Here is a 14,887-nt window from a genome sequence, read left to right as displayed (position 1 = left end):
GGGTCCGGATTTCCGTCCCGCCGCGCGGTCGCGTCTGTGAGGGGAGGCCGGTCGCGTGACCGGGGTAGGCAGCACGCCCGGCGGCGTGGGTGACAGCGGTGGGTGACGGCGCGGTGGGTGACGGCGCGCCGGCGGTCGAGATCGACGGACTGGTCAAGCGGTACGGCCGCACCACGGCCGTCGACGGGCTGGCCTTCACCTGCGCCCGGGGCGCGGTCACCGCCATCCTCGGCCCGAACGGCGCGGGCAAGACCTCCACGATCGAGATCTGCGAGGGGTTCCGCAGGCCGGACGGCGGGACCGTGCGGGTGCTCGGGCTCGACCCGGCCGATCCCGCGCTGAAGCCGCGCCTGGGCATCATGCCGCAGGCGGGCGGGGTGCCGCCGGCCGCCCGCGCGGGCGAATGGCTGCGCGTGGTCTCCCGGTTCTACGCCCACCCCCTCGATCCGGACGCCCTGCTCGCCCTGCTGGGCCTGACCGCGCACGCGCGCACGCCGTACCGGCGGCTGTCGGGCGGCCAGCAGCAGCGCCTGTCGCTCGCGGCGGCCGTCGTCGGGCGGCCCGAGCTGGTCTTCCTGGACGAGCCGACGGCCGGGCTCGACCCGCAGGCCAGGCACGCCTGCTGGGACCTGGTCACCGCGCTGCGCGACGCCGGGGTGTCGGTCGTGCTGACGACCCACCAGATGGACGAGGCCGAGAGGCTCTCCGACCACGTGGTGGTCATCGACCACGGACGGGTGGTCGCCGAGGGCACACCGTCGGAGCTGACCGGCGCCGAGCGCCAGCTCAGGTTCCGTGCCCGCCCCGGCCTCGACGTGGAGGAACTGCTCGCGGCGCTGCCGCCGGGCAGCGCCGCCAAGGAGTCGCCGTCGGGGCACTACATCATCGAGGGACAGGTCGGCCCCCAGCTGCTGGCGACCGTCACCGCGTGGTGCGCCACCGAGGGCGTGACCACCGAGGACCTGCGCATCGAGCGGCGCACGCTGGAGGACGTCTTCCTCGAACTGACCGGCAGGGAGCTGCGGTGAGCGCGATCACCACGCTGGACCTCACCCCGCGGCCCGGAGCCGCGCCGCTGCACCGGATGGTGCTCGCGCAGGCGGGCGCGGAGATCCGGGCCACGCTGCGCAACGGCGAGCAGCTCCTGCTCACCCTGATCATCCCGATCCTGCTGCTGGCGGGCTTCTCCGCGGCCCCACTCGTGGACGTCGGCGGCGGCCGGCGGGTCGACTTCGTCGCCCCCGGCATCCTCGCGCTCGCGGTCATGTCGACCGCGTTCACCGGCCAGGCCATCGCCACCGGCTTCGAGCGGCGGTACGGCGTGCTCCGGCGCCTGGGCGCCACCCCGCTGTCGCGGACCGGGCTCCTGCTGGCCAAGACCGTCGCCGTCGTCGCGGTGGAGGTGCTGCAGATCGTGGTGATCACCGTGGTGGCCCTGGCCCTCGGCTGGTCGCCGCACGGCGGCCCGCTGTGGGCCGTGCCGCTCCTGCTGCTCGGCACGGCGGCCTTCAGCGGCCTCGGCCTGCTCATGGCCGGCACGCTGCGGGCGGAGGCGACACTCGCCGGGGCCAACCTCGTCTACCTGGTGCTGCTCGGGCTCGGCGGCGTGCTGTTCCCGCTGGACCGGTTCCCGGGCGGGGTGCGGCAGGTGCTGGAACTGCTGCCGATCAGCGCGCTCACCTCCGGCCTGCGCGGCGTCCTCAGCGACGGCGGCGGCTTCCCCGGCGGCCCGCTGCTCGTGCTGCTCTGCTGGGCCGTCGCCGCCCTCGCCCTGGCCGCCCGCACCTTCCGCTGGGAGTAGTCCGGCGGGTCCGTCGCCCGTTCTGCATCATCTGTCTACACGTATGATTGCGGAGTTTGCGCTGATCGGGGTGACGGGTGAGGGTTGGGCATGACGGCTGAATCGCTGTCCGGGGCAGCCGAGCCGTATCGCGCGGGGCCACGGGCCGGCAGGGCGCTGCGGGCGGCGTCGGACGCGGTGCCGCCGCCGGGGCTGGTGCTGCTGGCCATTCTGTCGGTGCAGGTGGGGGCCGGGCTGGCCAAGAACCTGTTCGGGCAGGTTCCTCCCGCGGCGATGGTGTTCCTGCGCATCGCCACCGGCGCCGTCATGCTCCTGGCCGTGGTGCGGCCGAAGGTGCGCGGGTTGTCGCGGCGCGACCTCGGCGTCGGCGTCGCCTTCGGGCTCAGCCTCGGCCTGATGAACCTGTCGTTCTACGAGGCCCTGGCCCGGCTGCCGATCGGGATCGCGGTGTCCATCGAGTTCATCGGGCCGCTCACCCTGGCCGTGGTGTCCTCCCGCCGCCGGCTGGACCTGCTGTGGGTGGCGCTGGCCGCCGCCGGCGTGATCCTGCTCGCGCCCTGGGGCGAGGCGGGCTCCGCGACCTGGGCCGGCATCGGGTTCGCCGCACTGGCCGGGACGTTCTGGGCCGCCTACATCGTGTTCTCGGCGGCCACCGGCGCCCGGTTCCCCGGCGCGAGCGGGCTGACCCTCGCCATGATCGTGGCCACGGTGTTCGTCACCCCCGTCGGGGTCGTGGCGGGCGGCGACGCCCTGCTGCGGCCCGAGGTCCTGCTCCTCGGGGCCGGCGTCGGCCTGCTCTCCTCGGTCATCCCGTACTCGCTGGAGCTGGAGGCCCTGCGCCGGATGCCCAAGCGGGTCTTCGGGATCCTGATGAGCCTGGAACCCGCCGTCGCCGCGCTCGTCGGCCTGTTCGTCCTGCACGAGGTGCTCCAGGGCCGCGAGTGGGCGGCGATCGGCTGCGTGGTCGTCGCCTCCATCGGCGCCACCCGCGCCGGCGGCTGAACCGTCCGCCGCCGCCGGGCCCTACTGCGGCGGGTCGGCCGACCAGATCGCGCGTACCTGCTGGATGTGGTGGTGGGTCAGGCGCTCGGCCGCCGGGACGTCGCCGCGTACGACGGCGTCGAGAAGGTCGAGGTGCTCGCGGGCCGAGGCCACCAGCATCCGCGTGTCGGGCAGCCCGCGCAGCCCGTAGAGCCGGGCCCGGGCCCGCAGGTCCCTGACCGTCTCCACCAGCCGGGCGTTGCCCGACAGGCCCAGCAGCGCCAGGTGGAACCGCTGGTCCGCCGCGACGTAGGCGAGCAGGTCGCCGCGGGCCGCCGCGGCCACGATCTCCCGGGCGAGCGGGCGCAGCTCCTCGGCCTCGGCGGCGCGGCCCTCCCGGGCCAGCCGGGCCACCGTGGGCGCCTCGATCAGCCGCCGGATCTCGATGATCTCGTCGAGGTCCCGCTCGGACACCTCGGCTACCCGGAAGCCCTTGTTGCGCAGGGCCTCGAACAGGCCCTCCTTCGCGAGGTCGAGCATCGCCTCGCGCACAGGTGTGGCGGAGACGCCGAACCTCGCCGCCAGGGCGGGCGCCGAGTAGACGACGCCCGGCCGCATCTCCCCGGCCACCAGCGCGTCGCGCAGCGCCTGCGCCACCTGCTCGCGCAGGTTCTGCCGGGTGGCCGGGACCGCCGGGCCGGCGTCGCAGGGCTCTCCGCGGCCCGGCTCCCCGCGTACCGGTTCTCCGCGCATCTGCCTTCCCCCCGCCCCGGACATCGTCCGGCCACCGCCCTCCTCACGCTCCACGGCCGATCGTACCGTTTCCCCGCCCGCGATGATCTACGCGTACGGGCTCCGGGGAGCGGCCCTTCGCGCAGGCACGGGCCCCCGGGGCGGGGAGGGGACCACCCCCCGGGCCGCCTACCATGAATGTCGTGAAGCCCACGACTGACCGGATTCGCTCCGCCGTGCTCGCCCTGTACCGCTCGATCGTGTTCCCGACGGCCGAGTCGATGCGGCGGTGGGCGCTCGCGGCGATCGTGGTCAACGTCGGCATCACGATCACCGGCGCCGCCGTCCGCGTCACCGGCTCGGGCCTCGGCTGCCCGACCTGGCCGCGCTGCACGCCCGGCAGCTTCGTGCCGGCGCGGATCGACACCCACGCCCCGGTCAACATGGCGATCGAGTTCGGCAACCGGCTGCTGTCGTTCCTGGTGCTCGCGGTCGCGGCCGCGTGCGTGGTCGCCGCCTGGAGGCTGGGACGCGGCGAACGCGGCAGGCCGGTCCTGCTGCGGCTCGCGCTGCTGCAGCCGGCCGGAGTCGTCGTGCAGGCGCTGTGGGGCGGCCTGGTGGTGCACAGCATGCTCAACCCGGTGACCGTCAGCGTCCACTTCCTCTTCTCGATCGGCATGACCGCCGCCGCCGTCGTGCTGTACGCGCGGGCCTCCGAGGGGGACGCCCCGGGGCAGCGGCTGGTCCACAAGGACATCCGCACGCTCGGGTACGTGCTGGTCGCCGCCGCCTTCACGCTGCTGCTGGCGGGGGTCGTGGTGACCGGAACCGGCCCGCACTCGGGGGACGAGGCGGCCTCCCGGTTCGGCTTCGACATCCAGAGCGTGGTGCGGCTGCACACCGACGTCGCCTACCTCGTCGTCGGGCTGACGTTCGCCCTGCTGTTCGCCCTGCACGTGACCGACTCCCCTGGCCGCGCCCGGCGTGCCGCGCTCGTGCTGCTCGGCGTGGAGCTGTCGCAGGGCGTGGTCGGGTACGTCCAGTACTTCCTCGCCGTGCCCGCGGCCCTGGTGCTGCTGCACGTGCTCGGGGCGACGCTCGTGTGGATCTGCGCGCTCCGCGTCGTGTTCCTCATGCGCACCCGGGGTCCTGTTCCCGTCTCCGCGGCCGAACGGCCGGAGCTCCACCACGCGGCGGTGTGACCGCGGTGGGAGGCCTACCCCGCCCCTCGCCCCGCCTGGCGCCCTGGACCTGGTCGCGTACGGCCCGGCGCCGGGGCTTCCAGGCCCTCGTCGCCCTGAGCGTGCTGCCGCTGGCGCCGATCACCTGGGCCTGGCTGACGAGCGCGGCGCACCGGGTGACGGCGGAGCCGGGCACGCGGTGGACCGCCTCGGTGCCCGCCATGCCGGCCGCGCTCGTGCTCGGCGCGGGCGTCATGGGCGACCGCCCCTCCCCCATGCTTCGCACGCGGCTCGACATCGCTGCCGACCTCTACCGCGCGGGCCGGGTGCGGGCCCTGCTGCTGTCCGGCGACAACAGCCGCAAGAACTACGACGAGCCGACGGTCATGCGCGACTACCTGGTCTCCAGGGGCGTCCCCGGCGAGCGGATCGTGCTCGACTACGCCGGGTTCGACACCTGGGACTCCTGCGTCCGGGCCAAGGAGATCTTCGGGGCGTCGCGTCTCGTGGTGGTCACTCAGGTGTTCCATCTCCCCCGGGCCGTCGCGCTGTGCCGGACCGCCGGGCTCGACGCGTTCGGCGTCGGGGACGACTCCAGCCGCGACTGGCCGACGGAGACGGTGGTCTACGCGATGCGGGAGTTCCCCGCCGCCGCCAAGGGCCTGCTCGACGGCCTGGTCCTGCGCTCCTCGCCGCGGTTCCTCGGCCGGCGCGAGGTCACCCTCGACCGCGCGCTGGCCCGCTGACGGAGCGGCTCCTCTCCTGAGAGGTACGGCTCGGTCCGCTCCGCGCGGCGGCGGGCGACGCCGCGCATTGTGACCTGACGTCGTGCCGCGAAACTTTCATCCGGCCGCCTCCGGCGACCTGGGCCGATTGCGGCGGGCGGACCCGGGCCGCTGGCCGGTGACGGAGGAGGGCGTTAGGGTCCGGGGCACGTGGGAGCGCTCCCACCTATCCGTACGGGAGGTGAGGCCACACCACAAGTGGCTATCGCACCGCGGGTACGAGGCGGACCCTCCTCCGCCCACCCATCGCGCGACGCCCGGGGAGGCCGTCACGGCGGCCTCCCCGGGTGTCTCCCGCGAATCCGACTCAGTTCACCGTCGCGCGCCGCTCAGCCGCAGCTGATGTCGCTGATCGTCGGCGCGGCCGACCCGGAGCCGAGGAACCCGGCAGTGGCCGAGGCCCCCGGGGCCAGCGAGTTGTTGTACGTCGGCGCGTGGATCATCGCGAACGGCCCGCTCTGCATGGAGGTCCCGTTCCACGCCTGGGTGACCGTCGCGCCGTTGGACAGCTGCCACTGGATGTACCAGCCGTTCAGCGGGCTCGTGCCGGTGTTCTTGATCGTGGCCTCACCCTGGAAGCCGCCCGGCCAGGTGTTGGTCAGCTTCACCGTGGCGGTGCAGGACGGGTTCCCGGTCGTCGGGGACGCCGAGGGGCTCCGGCTGGGCGTGGCACTCGGGCTGGCGCTGGGGCTCACACTGGGACTCACGCTGGGGCTCACACGGGGCGACGCGCTGGGGGACGCACTAGGGGACGCGCTCGGCGACGGGTTGCCGCCGACGAAGTCCACGTCCGAGCAGCCGTAGAACGTCTCCTGGCTGTCGGAGCGGTACCAGACGGCGTAGATGATGTGCCGGCCGCTCTTGTTGGGCAGCTTCCCGGAGAAGCGGTACGCGCCGTTGGTGACCGCGGGCTCGGGGTCGGCCGTCAGGAAGGGCTGCTCCTCCATGTCCGCCCAGGTCAGCGGCTTGGTGGGGTCGTAGCCGTCCTTGGTGACGTAGAGCTTGAAGCCGCCGGGGTGGGGCACCCAGGCGCCGTAGACGAAGTCGTACGTCGCGCCGGCCCTGACCGTGGTGGTCGGCCAGTCGGTCCTGGCCGCGTCGTAGGCGGCGTACTTGCTGAAACCGCCGCTGCACAGCTGGCCGTCGGGGATGAAGCCCCGGGTGCGGCCGCCGCCGTCGGAGCGGAGCACGCCGTACCAGTCGTAGAGGGGCTGGGTGCCGCCGGCCGCCACCGCGTCCTTGCAGGCGGCGTTCTTGGGAATGATCTGGCCACCGGTCAGGCCGTCGGTGTAGCAGGCGTAGGTGCGGCTGGCGGGGGCCTGCAGCGCGCCGTGGGCCTCGGCGGCGGTCTGGGTCACAATCGCGACGACGCCGGCGAGCAGGGCCGCCACTGCGGCGAGGACGGCGAGGTTGCGCCCGGATCTCAACCGCGGAGTTCGCAGGGGCAGGAATCTCACAGGGGTTCTCCTCTGATGGGCGGGCACGCCTTCGGGGAGGAAGGTCGCGCCGTTTGAGCTGTCGTACGAGAAGAACGCGTGCGGCATCTCCGCACGCCCTCCTGAGCCCACCCATCAGTGGCCACCGCGCACCATGATTGAAACACGCGTGAGGCGCCCGGGCCAACCGCGGCCGGTAGATCAGTTCGGCCGGGGTCCGCCCTGCGGCGGGCCGTACCCTCCGGGACCGCCGGGCGGCGGCTGCTGCCCGTAACCGCCGGGGGGAAGACCGCCGGGGGCATGACCGCCGGGGGGAAGGCCGCCGGGACCGGGCGGTCCGTACCAGGGCGGCACGGCGGGGCCGCCCGGCCATCGGCCCGGGGGCGGCGCGCCGGGGGCGTACCCCGGCGGCGGCACCCCGCGCGCCGCGTCCGCCTGATGACGCTCCGGCAGCGGGAAGGACATCCGGGCGTAGGCCATCAGGTCCGCCAGCGACCGCTGCTGGGCGCGGAAGGTCTCCTCGTCGACCCCGCCCCTGGCCGCGCGGGCGTGCAGCAGCCCGAGCTCGGTCGAGGCGAGCTGGTAGTCGATCATCGCTCGCGCCCCCGCCCGGCCGCCGAGGGCCTTGGCCCAGGCCCGGGCGTGCCTCCGGCGGCGCAGCGACGACAGCATGAAGATGTCCGCCTGGTTGATCAGCCCGTTGCGCTCGTACGGCGGCAGGTAGTGCTGGATCAGCCCGACGATCCGCCGCCTGTCCCGGAAGATCACGACGAGTTCGACCACGAGCAGCAGCATCAGCAGCAGGTAGGCGATGGCCAGCCCGCCGAGCCCGCCGAAGGTGGCGAGGCCGTTCCAGAGGCCGTGCAGCAGCATCGCCCCGATCCAGCCGATGACGATCACGATGACCCCCACCGCGCCCCGGCGCTGGGCGGCGTACGCGACCGCGATGCCGATCAGCGAGGTGAACAGCGGATGGGCGAACGGCGAGAGCACGGCCCGCAGCACGAGCGTGGCGGCGAGCCCCTGGGCGCCGTTCTCCTGCAGCGCCGCGATGTAGTAGCTGACGTTCTCCGACATGGCGAAGCCCAGCCCGACCATGCTCGCGTAGATGATCCCGTCGGTCGGGCCGTCGAGCTCGTGCCGGCGGAACCACAGCAGCCCGAGCAGCACCAGGCCCTTCGCCGTCTCCTCGACCGGCGGCGCGCCGAAGGTGGCGACGAGGTTCCGCGCGTTGCCGACGTCGCCGAGCTGGTGGGCGACGTAGACGAGGTTGAGCGAGTTCAGCAGCCCGGCGAGCAGCACGGCGATGCCGGCGCCCCAGGCGAACGCGAAGGCCAGGTTGCTGCGCGGCTCGGGTTCCATGCGGTCCAGCGCGAGCACGCCCGCGAGCAGCAGCGGCACCGGCGCCACCGCGAGCCCGAGCGCGATGAAGAACTGGACCGGGTCGCCGTTGATGATGTCGAAGGAGAACGACACCAGGGCGCAGAACCCGGCGATGACCAGGCCCGCGATCAGACCGACGGACGGGCGTTCCTTCAGGACGGCGCGAGGGTCGAGGCCTGCCACTTTGCGACTGTAACCGAACACGGCCGCTGCGGTCCCCCTCCGGTCCCAGGAGATCCCAAAGATCCCGTGCCGGGAATTATCCCGCATGTCGAGTGGGAGGATCGGCCGTACGGAGCGGAACCGGGGGCACAATAGACGATCTTGACATCCTCCCCTTCATAAAGGGAGGGGATTCCGACCGTCGCCGGTCGGGTTTCCTGCTTCACCGCCGATCGCCCCGTCCGAGAGGACTCTCGTTGAGGTCTCACACCAGCTCCACAGGCGTTTCACCTCTCCGCCAGCCCAGCGGCGAGGACATTCTTGGCGGCGTTGACGTCCCGGTCATGAACCGCGCCGCAGGCGCACTCCCAGACCCGGACATCCAGCGGCATCGACTTCTGCAGTGCCCCGCAGACCGAGCACAGCTTGGAGGAGGGGAAGCACCGGTCGATCACGACCAGTTCCCGCCCGTACCACCTGGCTTTGTACTCCAGCATCGACCGCAGCTCCCGCCAGCCCGCATCGGAGATGGCGCGGGCCAGCGAGTGATTCTTGACCATGTGGCGGACGGCCAGGTCCTCGATCACGACCGCTTGGTTCTCGCGGACGAGCCGAGTGCTGAGTTTGTGCAGGAAGTCCCGGCGCCGGTCGGCGATCCGGGCGTGGGCGCGGGCGACCTTCAGCCGGGCCCTGGCCCGGTTCGCGCTGCCCGCCGCCTTGCGCGCCAGCGCGCGCTGGGCCTTGGCCAGGCGCCTACGACCGGCCCGCTCATACCGGGGGTTGGCGACCTTTCCGTCCTCGTCGGTCAGTTCGGGGATCGGGCGGGACAGGGTCACCAGGCTGGTGATCCCCGCGTCCACCCCAACCACGTCCCCCGTGGGGGCGAGGGGGCTGATCGTCTCCTCGACCAAGAGGGACACGAACCACCGCCCGGCCGCGTCCTTGCTCACGGTCACCGTGGACGGCTCCGCCCCCTGCGGGAGCGGACGCGACCACACGATGTCCAGCGGACCATCCATCTTCGCCAGCGTGAGCCGGCCGTCCCGCCAGCGGAACGCCGAGCGGGTGTATTCGGCCGACGCCCGCGACCTCTTGCGGGACTTGAAGGTGGGGTACATGGCCCGCCTGGCGAAGAAGTTCGCGAACGCTGCCTGCAGGTGCCGCAGGGCCTGCTGCAACGGCACACAGGACACCTCACCCAGGAACGCCAACTCTTCGGTGCGCTTCCACGCCGTCAGCAAGGCCGAGGACTCCGCGTAGGAGACCCGGCGGCCCTCCAAGGTGTAAGCGCGACTCCGTTCCTCCAGCGCCTTGTTGTAGACGAAGCGCACACACCCGAACGTCCGGGCAAGCTCGCACGCCTGCTCCGGAGTCGGGTAGAAGCGGTACCGGTAGGCCCGCTTCACGATCTGCGCCATGCCGCACATCATGCCGCCCGCCCGGGCGAAAATCGCATGTTCGTTCGCATGGAACTCCCACTTGCAGCGAACCGCCTACCCCTGCCCCGCTCCGCAGGGAGCCCGATTCCTCCCCCGCCCGAAGGCGGGGGCCTCCACGGAGGATCTTGATGAACGTCGCACCACGCGGCGGGCTCGGGCGGCGCGGCTTCCTGCGCGTCGCGGCCGCGGCGGCCGTCGGCTCGGTCGCCGCCTGCGAGCCCGCCGTACAGCTCAGGGGATCAGGGCAGGCCACGTCCCCGGGAACAGCCGCCCCGCCGCCTGGATCGTCCCGCACGCCCGCACCGGAACGGCTCATGGCCGGCGACCCGGACTGGCGGATTCGCCGGACCGGCCCCGACGAGGCGATAGAGGGCTACTGCGACCGCGCGAGCGTGCTGCCCGGCGAGACCGCCGGGCTGCACGTGTCCACGACCGGGGACCGCTTCCGGGTCACCGCCTACCGCATGGGCTGGTACGGAGGCGCTCTGGCCCGCCGGGTGTGGCGCTCGGCGTGGACGCGGGGACGCGACCAGGGCCGCGGCAGGGTCGCCGGGGACACCCGCACCGTTCGCGCCGGCTGGCGGCGGAGCATGACGGTGCCGACCGAGGGCTGGCCGGAGGGGGTCTATCTGCTGCGCCTGGACTCCGAGCGCGGCCACCAGCGGTACGTGCCGCTGGTCGTGCGCTCGGCCTCCGGAGCCGGCCGTACGGTCCTCGTCCACGCGACCCCGACCTGGCAGGCGTACAACCGGTGGGGCGGCTACAGCCTGTACTACGGGGAGGACGGCAGGTACGAGAGCCGGTCACTCGCGGTCAGCTTCGACCGGCCGTACGACGCGACCGGGATGGAGAAGTTCCTGGTCCACGAGCGGCCGGTGGTCGCGCTGGCGGAACGGCTCGGCCTGCCCCTCGCCTACACGACGCACGGCGACCTGGAGAACGGCCACGACGTGCTGTCCGGCGCCTCCGCCGTGATCTTCCTGGGCCACGACGAGTACTGGACGCCCGGGGTGCGCCAGACCGTGGCCGGGGCCCGCGACGCGGGCGTCAACCTCGCCTTCCTGGGCGCCAACACCTGCTACCGCCGGGTGCGGCTGGAGGACGACGGCCGGACGGTGGTCTGCTACAAGACCGCGGTGGACCTCGACCCGCTGGTCCGCAGGCGCCCGTCGCTCGCGACCACCGACTTCCGGGCGGCGCCGAAGGCCGACCCGGAGTCGTCGCTCGTCGGGGTCTACTACGACGGCTATCCGGTCGACGCGCCCTTCGTGGTGCACGAGCCCGATCACTGGATCTTCGCCGGCACCGGCGCGCGCCGCGGCGACGCCTTCCCCCACCTGGTGGGGGTGGAGTACGACCGGGTGAACACGGACGTGCCGACGCCGAGACCGCTGCAGATCCTCGCCCACTCGCCCGTCACCTGCGTGGGACGGCCCAGCTTCGCCGACGCGGCCTACTACACCGCCCCGGGCGGAGCCGGGGTGTTCGCCTCGGGGACCATGCGGTGGGCCGAGACGCTCATGGCGGGCACCCGGGACCTGCCCCGGGCGCACGGCATCGGCGCGCGCACGCGGGCCTTCGTCACGACCGCGACGACCAACCTGCTGAAGGGCTTCGCCGAGGGCCCGGCGGCCGGGCGCATGCCCGCGCCGGACGACAACGTGCGGAGGACCTACCGGCGCTGAGCCGCCGCTCAGACGAGCAGCGAGTCGATCGCGACGGCGAGGAACAGCAGCGCCAGGTAGATGTTCGACCAGTGGAAGAACCGCATCGGCCGCAGGTCGACGCCGGTGCGGCCGGCGTTCACCCGGCCCAGGAGGCGGTGGACCTCCACCAGGCAGACCACGCCGAGCACGAGCGCGACGGCCGGGTAGAACAGGGAGGTGCCGGCGACCGGCCACAGCAGCAGCGAGCACAGCACGGTGGCCCAGGTGTAGGCGACGACCTGCTGCACGACCCGGCGTTCGGTGGCCACCACCGGAAGCATCGGCACCTCGGCCGCCGCGTAGTCCTCGCGGTACCGCATGGCGAGGGTCCAGGTGTGCGGCGGCGTCCAGAAGAACACCACGCCGAACAGCACGACCGGGGCCCACGACAGCCCGCCGGTGATGCCGGCCCAGCCGATCAGCACCGGCATGCACCCGGCGATGCCGCCCCACACGATGTTCTGTGACGTACGCCTCTTCAGCACCAGCGAGTAGACGAAGACGTAGAACAGGATCGCGCCGAGCGACAGGGCGGCGGCGAGCCCGTTCACCGTGAAGGCGAGGCCGAGGGTGGACAACGTGCCGAGAATCACACCGAAGACCAGCGCGCCCGCCGGGGAGACGTCGTGCTTGGCGAGCGGCCGCCTGCGGGTCCGCCGCATCGTGCGGTCGATGTCCCGGTCGATGTAGCAGTTCAGCACGTTCGCGCTGCCCGCCGAGAGCGTGCCGAAGATCATCGTGGCGGTGGCCGTCCACAGGTCGGGCAGCCCGCGCGCCGCCAGGAACATGACCGGCAGGGTCGTGATCAGCAGCAGTTCGATGATCCGCGGCTTGGTGAGCGCCACGTAGGCCTTCACGAGCGCCCCGGCGGAGCGGGGAGCCGTGGCCGTCGCGGTGGGCCCGAGGGGGGCCACCGCCTGCTTGTTCGTCAGGACCGTCAAGGCGCTTCCAACACGTGCGAGGTCAACGCGTAACCTTCTGATTAGGGCGGATCTCCGGGCAGCGGCCGGCACTTGAGCAATCACTGTAGTCGCCGGAGCGGGTGGTCCCCGAACCGGGGGCGAAGTCGCGGGCGTGTACCGGAGGTGCCTACCAAACGGTATTACTGCCGACCCGTTAGGGTCCGGTGTGGGCGGGAAATGCCAGAACCGGCGCGAAAACCAGAGGGGATCGAGCAGTTGAGCAGCGCAAGCCTTGAGTGGAGTGACCTTGACCGGCAGACGGTCGACGTCGTACGTGCCCTGGCGATGGACGCCGTGGAGAAGGCCGGATCGGGTCACCCCGGCACCGCGATGAGCCTCGCCCCCGCCGCCTACCTTCTCTTCCAGCGGGTCCTGCGGCACGACCCCTCGGATCCCAAGTGGGCGGGACGTGACAGATTCGTCCTCTCCTGCGGGCATTCGAGCCTGACGCTTTACATCCAGCTCTACCTGTCCGGCTATGGCCTGACCCTGGACGACCTGAAGTCGCTGCGTCAGTGGGGCAGCCTCACCCCGGGTCACCCGGAGTACGGCCACACCCTCGGCGTGGAGACCACGACGGGTCCGCTCGGACAGGGCATCGGCAACGCGGTCGGCATGGCCATGGCCGCCCGCCGCGAGCGCGGCCTGTTCGACCCCGACGCGGCCGAGGGCGCGTCGCCGTTCGACCACATGATCTGGTGCTTCGCCTCCGAGGGCGACCTGGAGGAGGGCATCAGCCACGAGGTCAGCGCGCTCGCCGGCCACCAGAAGCTCGGCAACCTCGCCGTGGTCTTCGACTCCAACCACATCTCTATCGAGGACGACACCCAGATCGCCCTCTCCGAGGACATCGCCAAGCGCTACGAGGCGTACGGCTGGCACGTCCTGGAGGTCGACTGGACCGCCACCGGGGAGTACGAGGAGGACGTCCAGGCGCTGTACGCGGCGATGGAAGCGGCCCGCGCGGAGACCGAGCGGCCCACCTTCATCAAGCTCCGCACGGTCATCGGCTGGCCGGCGCCGAACAAGCAGAACACCGGCAAGATCCACGGCTCGGCCCTGGGCGCCGACGAGGTCGCCGCGACCAAGCGCGTCCTCGGCATGGACCCGGAGAAGAGCTTCGACGTCCCCGGCGAGGTGCTGGAGCACGCCCGCGAGGTCGTCCAGCGCGGCCGGGCGCTGCGCGCCGAGTGGGACGAGGCGTACCAGAGCTGGCGTGCGGCCAACCCCGAGCGGGCGGAGCTGTTCGACCGCATCTCCGGCCGGAAGCTGCCCGAGGGCTGGGACAAGGCGCTGCCGACGTTCGAGATCGGCTCGCAGGTGGCCACCCGCAAGGCGTCCGGCGAGGTGCTGAGCGCGCTCGCGCCGGTGCTGCCGGAGCTGTGGGGCGGCTCGGCCGACCTGGCGGAGTCCAACAACACCACGATGAAGGGCGAGCCGTCCTTCATCCCGGACGAGTACCAGACCAAGGAGTTCCCCGGCGGCAGGTACGGCCGGACGCTCCACTTCGGCATCCGCGAGCACGGCATGGGCGCGATCCTCAACGGCATCGCGCTGCACAACGGCACCCGCCCGTACGGCGGCACGTTCCTCGTGTTCAGCGACTACATGCGCCCGTCGGTGCGGCTCGCCGCGCTGATGAAGCTGCCGGTGACCTACGTCTGGACGCACGACTCGATCGGCCTCGGCGAGGACGGCCCGACCCACCAGCCGGTCGAGCACCTGTGGGCGCTGCGCGCGATCCCCGGCCTCGACGTCGTCCGCCCGGCGGACGCCAACGAGACCGCGGCCGCCTGGAAGGCGATCCTGGAGCACGACGACCGGCCGGCGGGCCTCGCCCTGACCCGGCAGAACGTCCCGACCCTGGAAGGCGCGGGCGACCCCGACGCCGTCGCGAAGGGCGGCTACGTGCTGCAGGACGCGTCGGACGGCCAGCCGGCCGTGGTGATCATCGGCACCGGCAGCGAGGTCCAGCTCGCCGTCGAGGCCCGCACGATCCTGGAGTCGCAGGGCATCCCGACCCGTGTCGTCTCGATGCCGTGCGTGGAGTGGTTCCAGGCGCAGGACCCGGCCTACAAGCAGACCGTGCTGCCCCCCGCCGTGCGTGCCAGGGTCGCCGTCGAGGCGGGAATCCCGCTCGGCTGGCGCGAGTTCGTGGGTGACGCGGGCGAGGTCCTCGGTCTCGACCACTTCGGCGCCTCCGCGCCGTACAAGACGATCTACGAGCAGTTCGGCCTCACCGCCGACCGCGTCGTCGCCGCCGCCAAGGCCAGCCTGGCCAAGACGGGCGCCGACAAGGGCGAGACGACCGGAAACTGA

At 72.6% G+C, this 14,887-nt stretch carries 11 protein-coding genes and 1 pseudogene; 7 read left to right on the top strand and 5 right to left on the bottom strand.

Annotated elements, in window-relative coordinates; translation table 11 throughout:
- Positions 1 to 98: 98 nt before the first annotated feature.
- The 3 genes from HHX33_RS10980 to HHX33_RS10970 all read left to right on the top strand — a co-directional run bounded on the left by HHX33_RS10980 (position 99) and on the right by HHX33_RS10970 (position 2,803).
- The gene (locus HHX33_RS10980; protein WP_310741306.1) at positions 99 to 1,028 is read left to right on the top strand and encodes an ABC transporter ATP-binding protein; all 930 of its coding nucleotides are present in this window, start codon (positions 99 to 101) and stop codon (positions 1,026 to 1,028) included.
- Positions 1,029 to 1,084: 56 nt separating this feature from the next.
- Positions 1,085 to 1,801 carry an ABC transporter permease gene (locus HHX33_RS10975; RefSeq protein WP_182874660.1) on the top strand — a complete coding sequence of 239 codons (717 nt, stop codon included), beginning with the start codon at positions 1,085 to 1,087 and terminating at the stop codon, positions 1,799 to 1,801.
- Positions 1,802 to 1,891: 90 nt separating this feature from the next.
- A complete protein-coding gene (locus tag HHX33_RS10970) occupies positions 1,892 to 2,803 on the top strand; it encodes an EamA family transporter (RefSeq protein WP_182874488.1) in 912 nt (303 codons plus the stop codon).
- Between the two features lie 21 nt (positions 2,804 to 2,824).
- Here the strand turns inward: HHX33_RS10970 and HHX33_RS10965 are convergent, their stop codons facing one another.
- A complete protein-coding gene (locus HHX33_RS10965; protein WP_182874487.1) occupies positions 2,825 to 3,535 on the bottom strand; it encodes a GntR family transcriptional regulator in 711 nt (236 codons plus the stop codon).
- A 173-nt stretch (positions 3,536 to 3,708) separates the two neighbouring features.
- Here HHX33_RS10965 and HHX33_RS10960 point away from each other — a divergent pair, with 173 nt between their 5' ends.
- Together HHX33_RS10960 and HHX33_RS10955 are read left to right on the top strand one after the other, a co-directional pair.
- A complete protein-coding gene (locus HHX33_RS10960) occupies positions 3,709 to 4,716 on the top strand; it encodes a COX15/CtaA family protein (protein WP_182874486.1) in 1,008 nt (335 codons plus the stop codon).
- A 5-nt stretch (positions 4,717 to 4,721) separates the two neighbouring features.
- A complete protein-coding gene (locus HHX33_RS10955) occupies positions 4,722 to 5,441 on the top strand; it encodes a SanA/YdcF family protein (RefSeq protein ID WP_310741305.1) in 720 nt (239 codons plus the stop codon).
- A gap of 368 nt (positions 5,442 to 5,809) precedes the next feature.
- Here the strand turns inward: HHX33_RS10955 and HHX33_RS10950 are convergent, their stop codons facing one another.
- The 3 genes and pseudogenes from HHX33_RS10950 to HHX33_RS10940 all read right to left on the bottom strand — a co-directional run.
- A complete protein-coding gene (locus HHX33_RS10950; protein WP_310741304.1) occupies positions 5,810 to 6,937 on the bottom strand; it encodes a lytic polysaccharide monooxygenase auxiliary activity family 9 protein in 1,128 nt (375 codons plus the stop codon).
- 180 nt (positions 6,938 to 7,117) lie between these two features.
- A complete protein-coding gene (locus HHX33_RS37130; RefSeq protein WP_310741303.1) occupies positions 7,118 to 8,482 on the bottom strand; it encodes a PrsW family intramembrane metalloprotease in 1,365 nt (454 codons plus the stop codon).
- Between the two features lie 179 nt (positions 8,483 to 8,661).
- Positions 8,662 to 9,879: pseudogene (locus tag HHX33_RS10940) on the bottom strand (RNA-guided endonuclease InsQ/TnpB family protein); the annotation flags it as partial.
- A 149-nt stretch (positions 9,880 to 10,028) separates the two neighbouring features.
- On the opposite strand from HHX33_RS10940, the gene HHX33_RS10935 reads away from it, so the two are divergent.
- Entirely contained in the window at positions 10,029 to 11,585 is a 1,557-nt protein-coding gene (locus tag HHX33_RS10935) for a N,N-dimethylformamidase beta subunit family domain-containing protein (RefSeq protein WP_182874482.1), read from the top strand.
- 8 nt (positions 11,586 to 11,593) lie between these two features.
- On the opposite strand, the gene HHX33_RS10930 is transcribed toward HHX33_RS10935, so the two are convergent.
- Positions 11,594 to 12,547 (bottom strand): heme o synthase, encoded by a 954-nt coding sequence (locus HHX33_RS10930; RefSeq protein ID WP_182874481.1) that lies wholly within the window; start codon positions 12,545 to 12,547, stop codon positions 11,594 to 11,596.
- Between the two features lie 198 nt (positions 12,548 to 12,745).
- Here HHX33_RS10930 and tkt point away from each other — a divergent pair, with 198 nt between their 5' ends.
- Positions 12,746 to 14,887 (top strand): transketolase, encoded by a 2,142-nt coding sequence (tkt, locus tag HHX33_RS10925; RefSeq protein ID WP_182874480.1) that lies wholly within the window; start codon positions 12,746 to 12,748, stop codon positions 14,885 to 14,887.

Origin of the sequence: Microbispora sp. H10670 (assembly GCF_014161385.1) — a bacterium.
GTDB classification, from domain to species: Bacteria; Actinomycetota; Actinomycetes; order Streptosporangiales; family Streptosporangiaceae; genus Microbispora; species Microbispora triticiradicis.
Note: the sequence above shows the minus strand (reverse complement) of the source record. Positions and strands in the feature narration are given on the sequence as shown.

Bases quoted from the DNA above. Each gene is read 5' to 3' on its own strand.
- HHX33_RS10975 (WP_182874660.1), top strand. From the start codon at position 1,085: ATGGTGCTCGCGCAGGCGGGCGCGGAGATCCGGGCCACGCTGCGCAAC.
- HHX33_RS10970 (WP_182874488.1), top strand. From the start codon at position 1,892: ATGACGGCTGAATCGCTGTCCGGGGCAGCCGAGCCGTATCGCGCGGGG.
- HHX33_RS10965 (WP_182874487.1), bottom strand. From the start codon at position 3,535: ATGCGCGGAGAACCGGTACGCGGGGAGCCGGGCCGCGGAGAGCCCTGC.
- HHX33_RS10960 (WP_182874486.1), top strand. From the start codon at position 3,709: ATGAATGTCGTGAAGCCCACGACTGACCGGATTCGCTCCGCCGTGCTC.
- HHX33_RS10935 (WP_182874482.1), top strand. From the start codon at position 10,029: ATGAACGTCGCACCACGCGGCGGGCTCGGGCGGCGCGGCTTCCTGCGC.
- tkt (WP_182874480.1), top strand. From the start codon at position 12,746: ATGCCAGAACCGGCGCGAAAACCAGAGGGGATCGAGCAGTTGAGCAGC.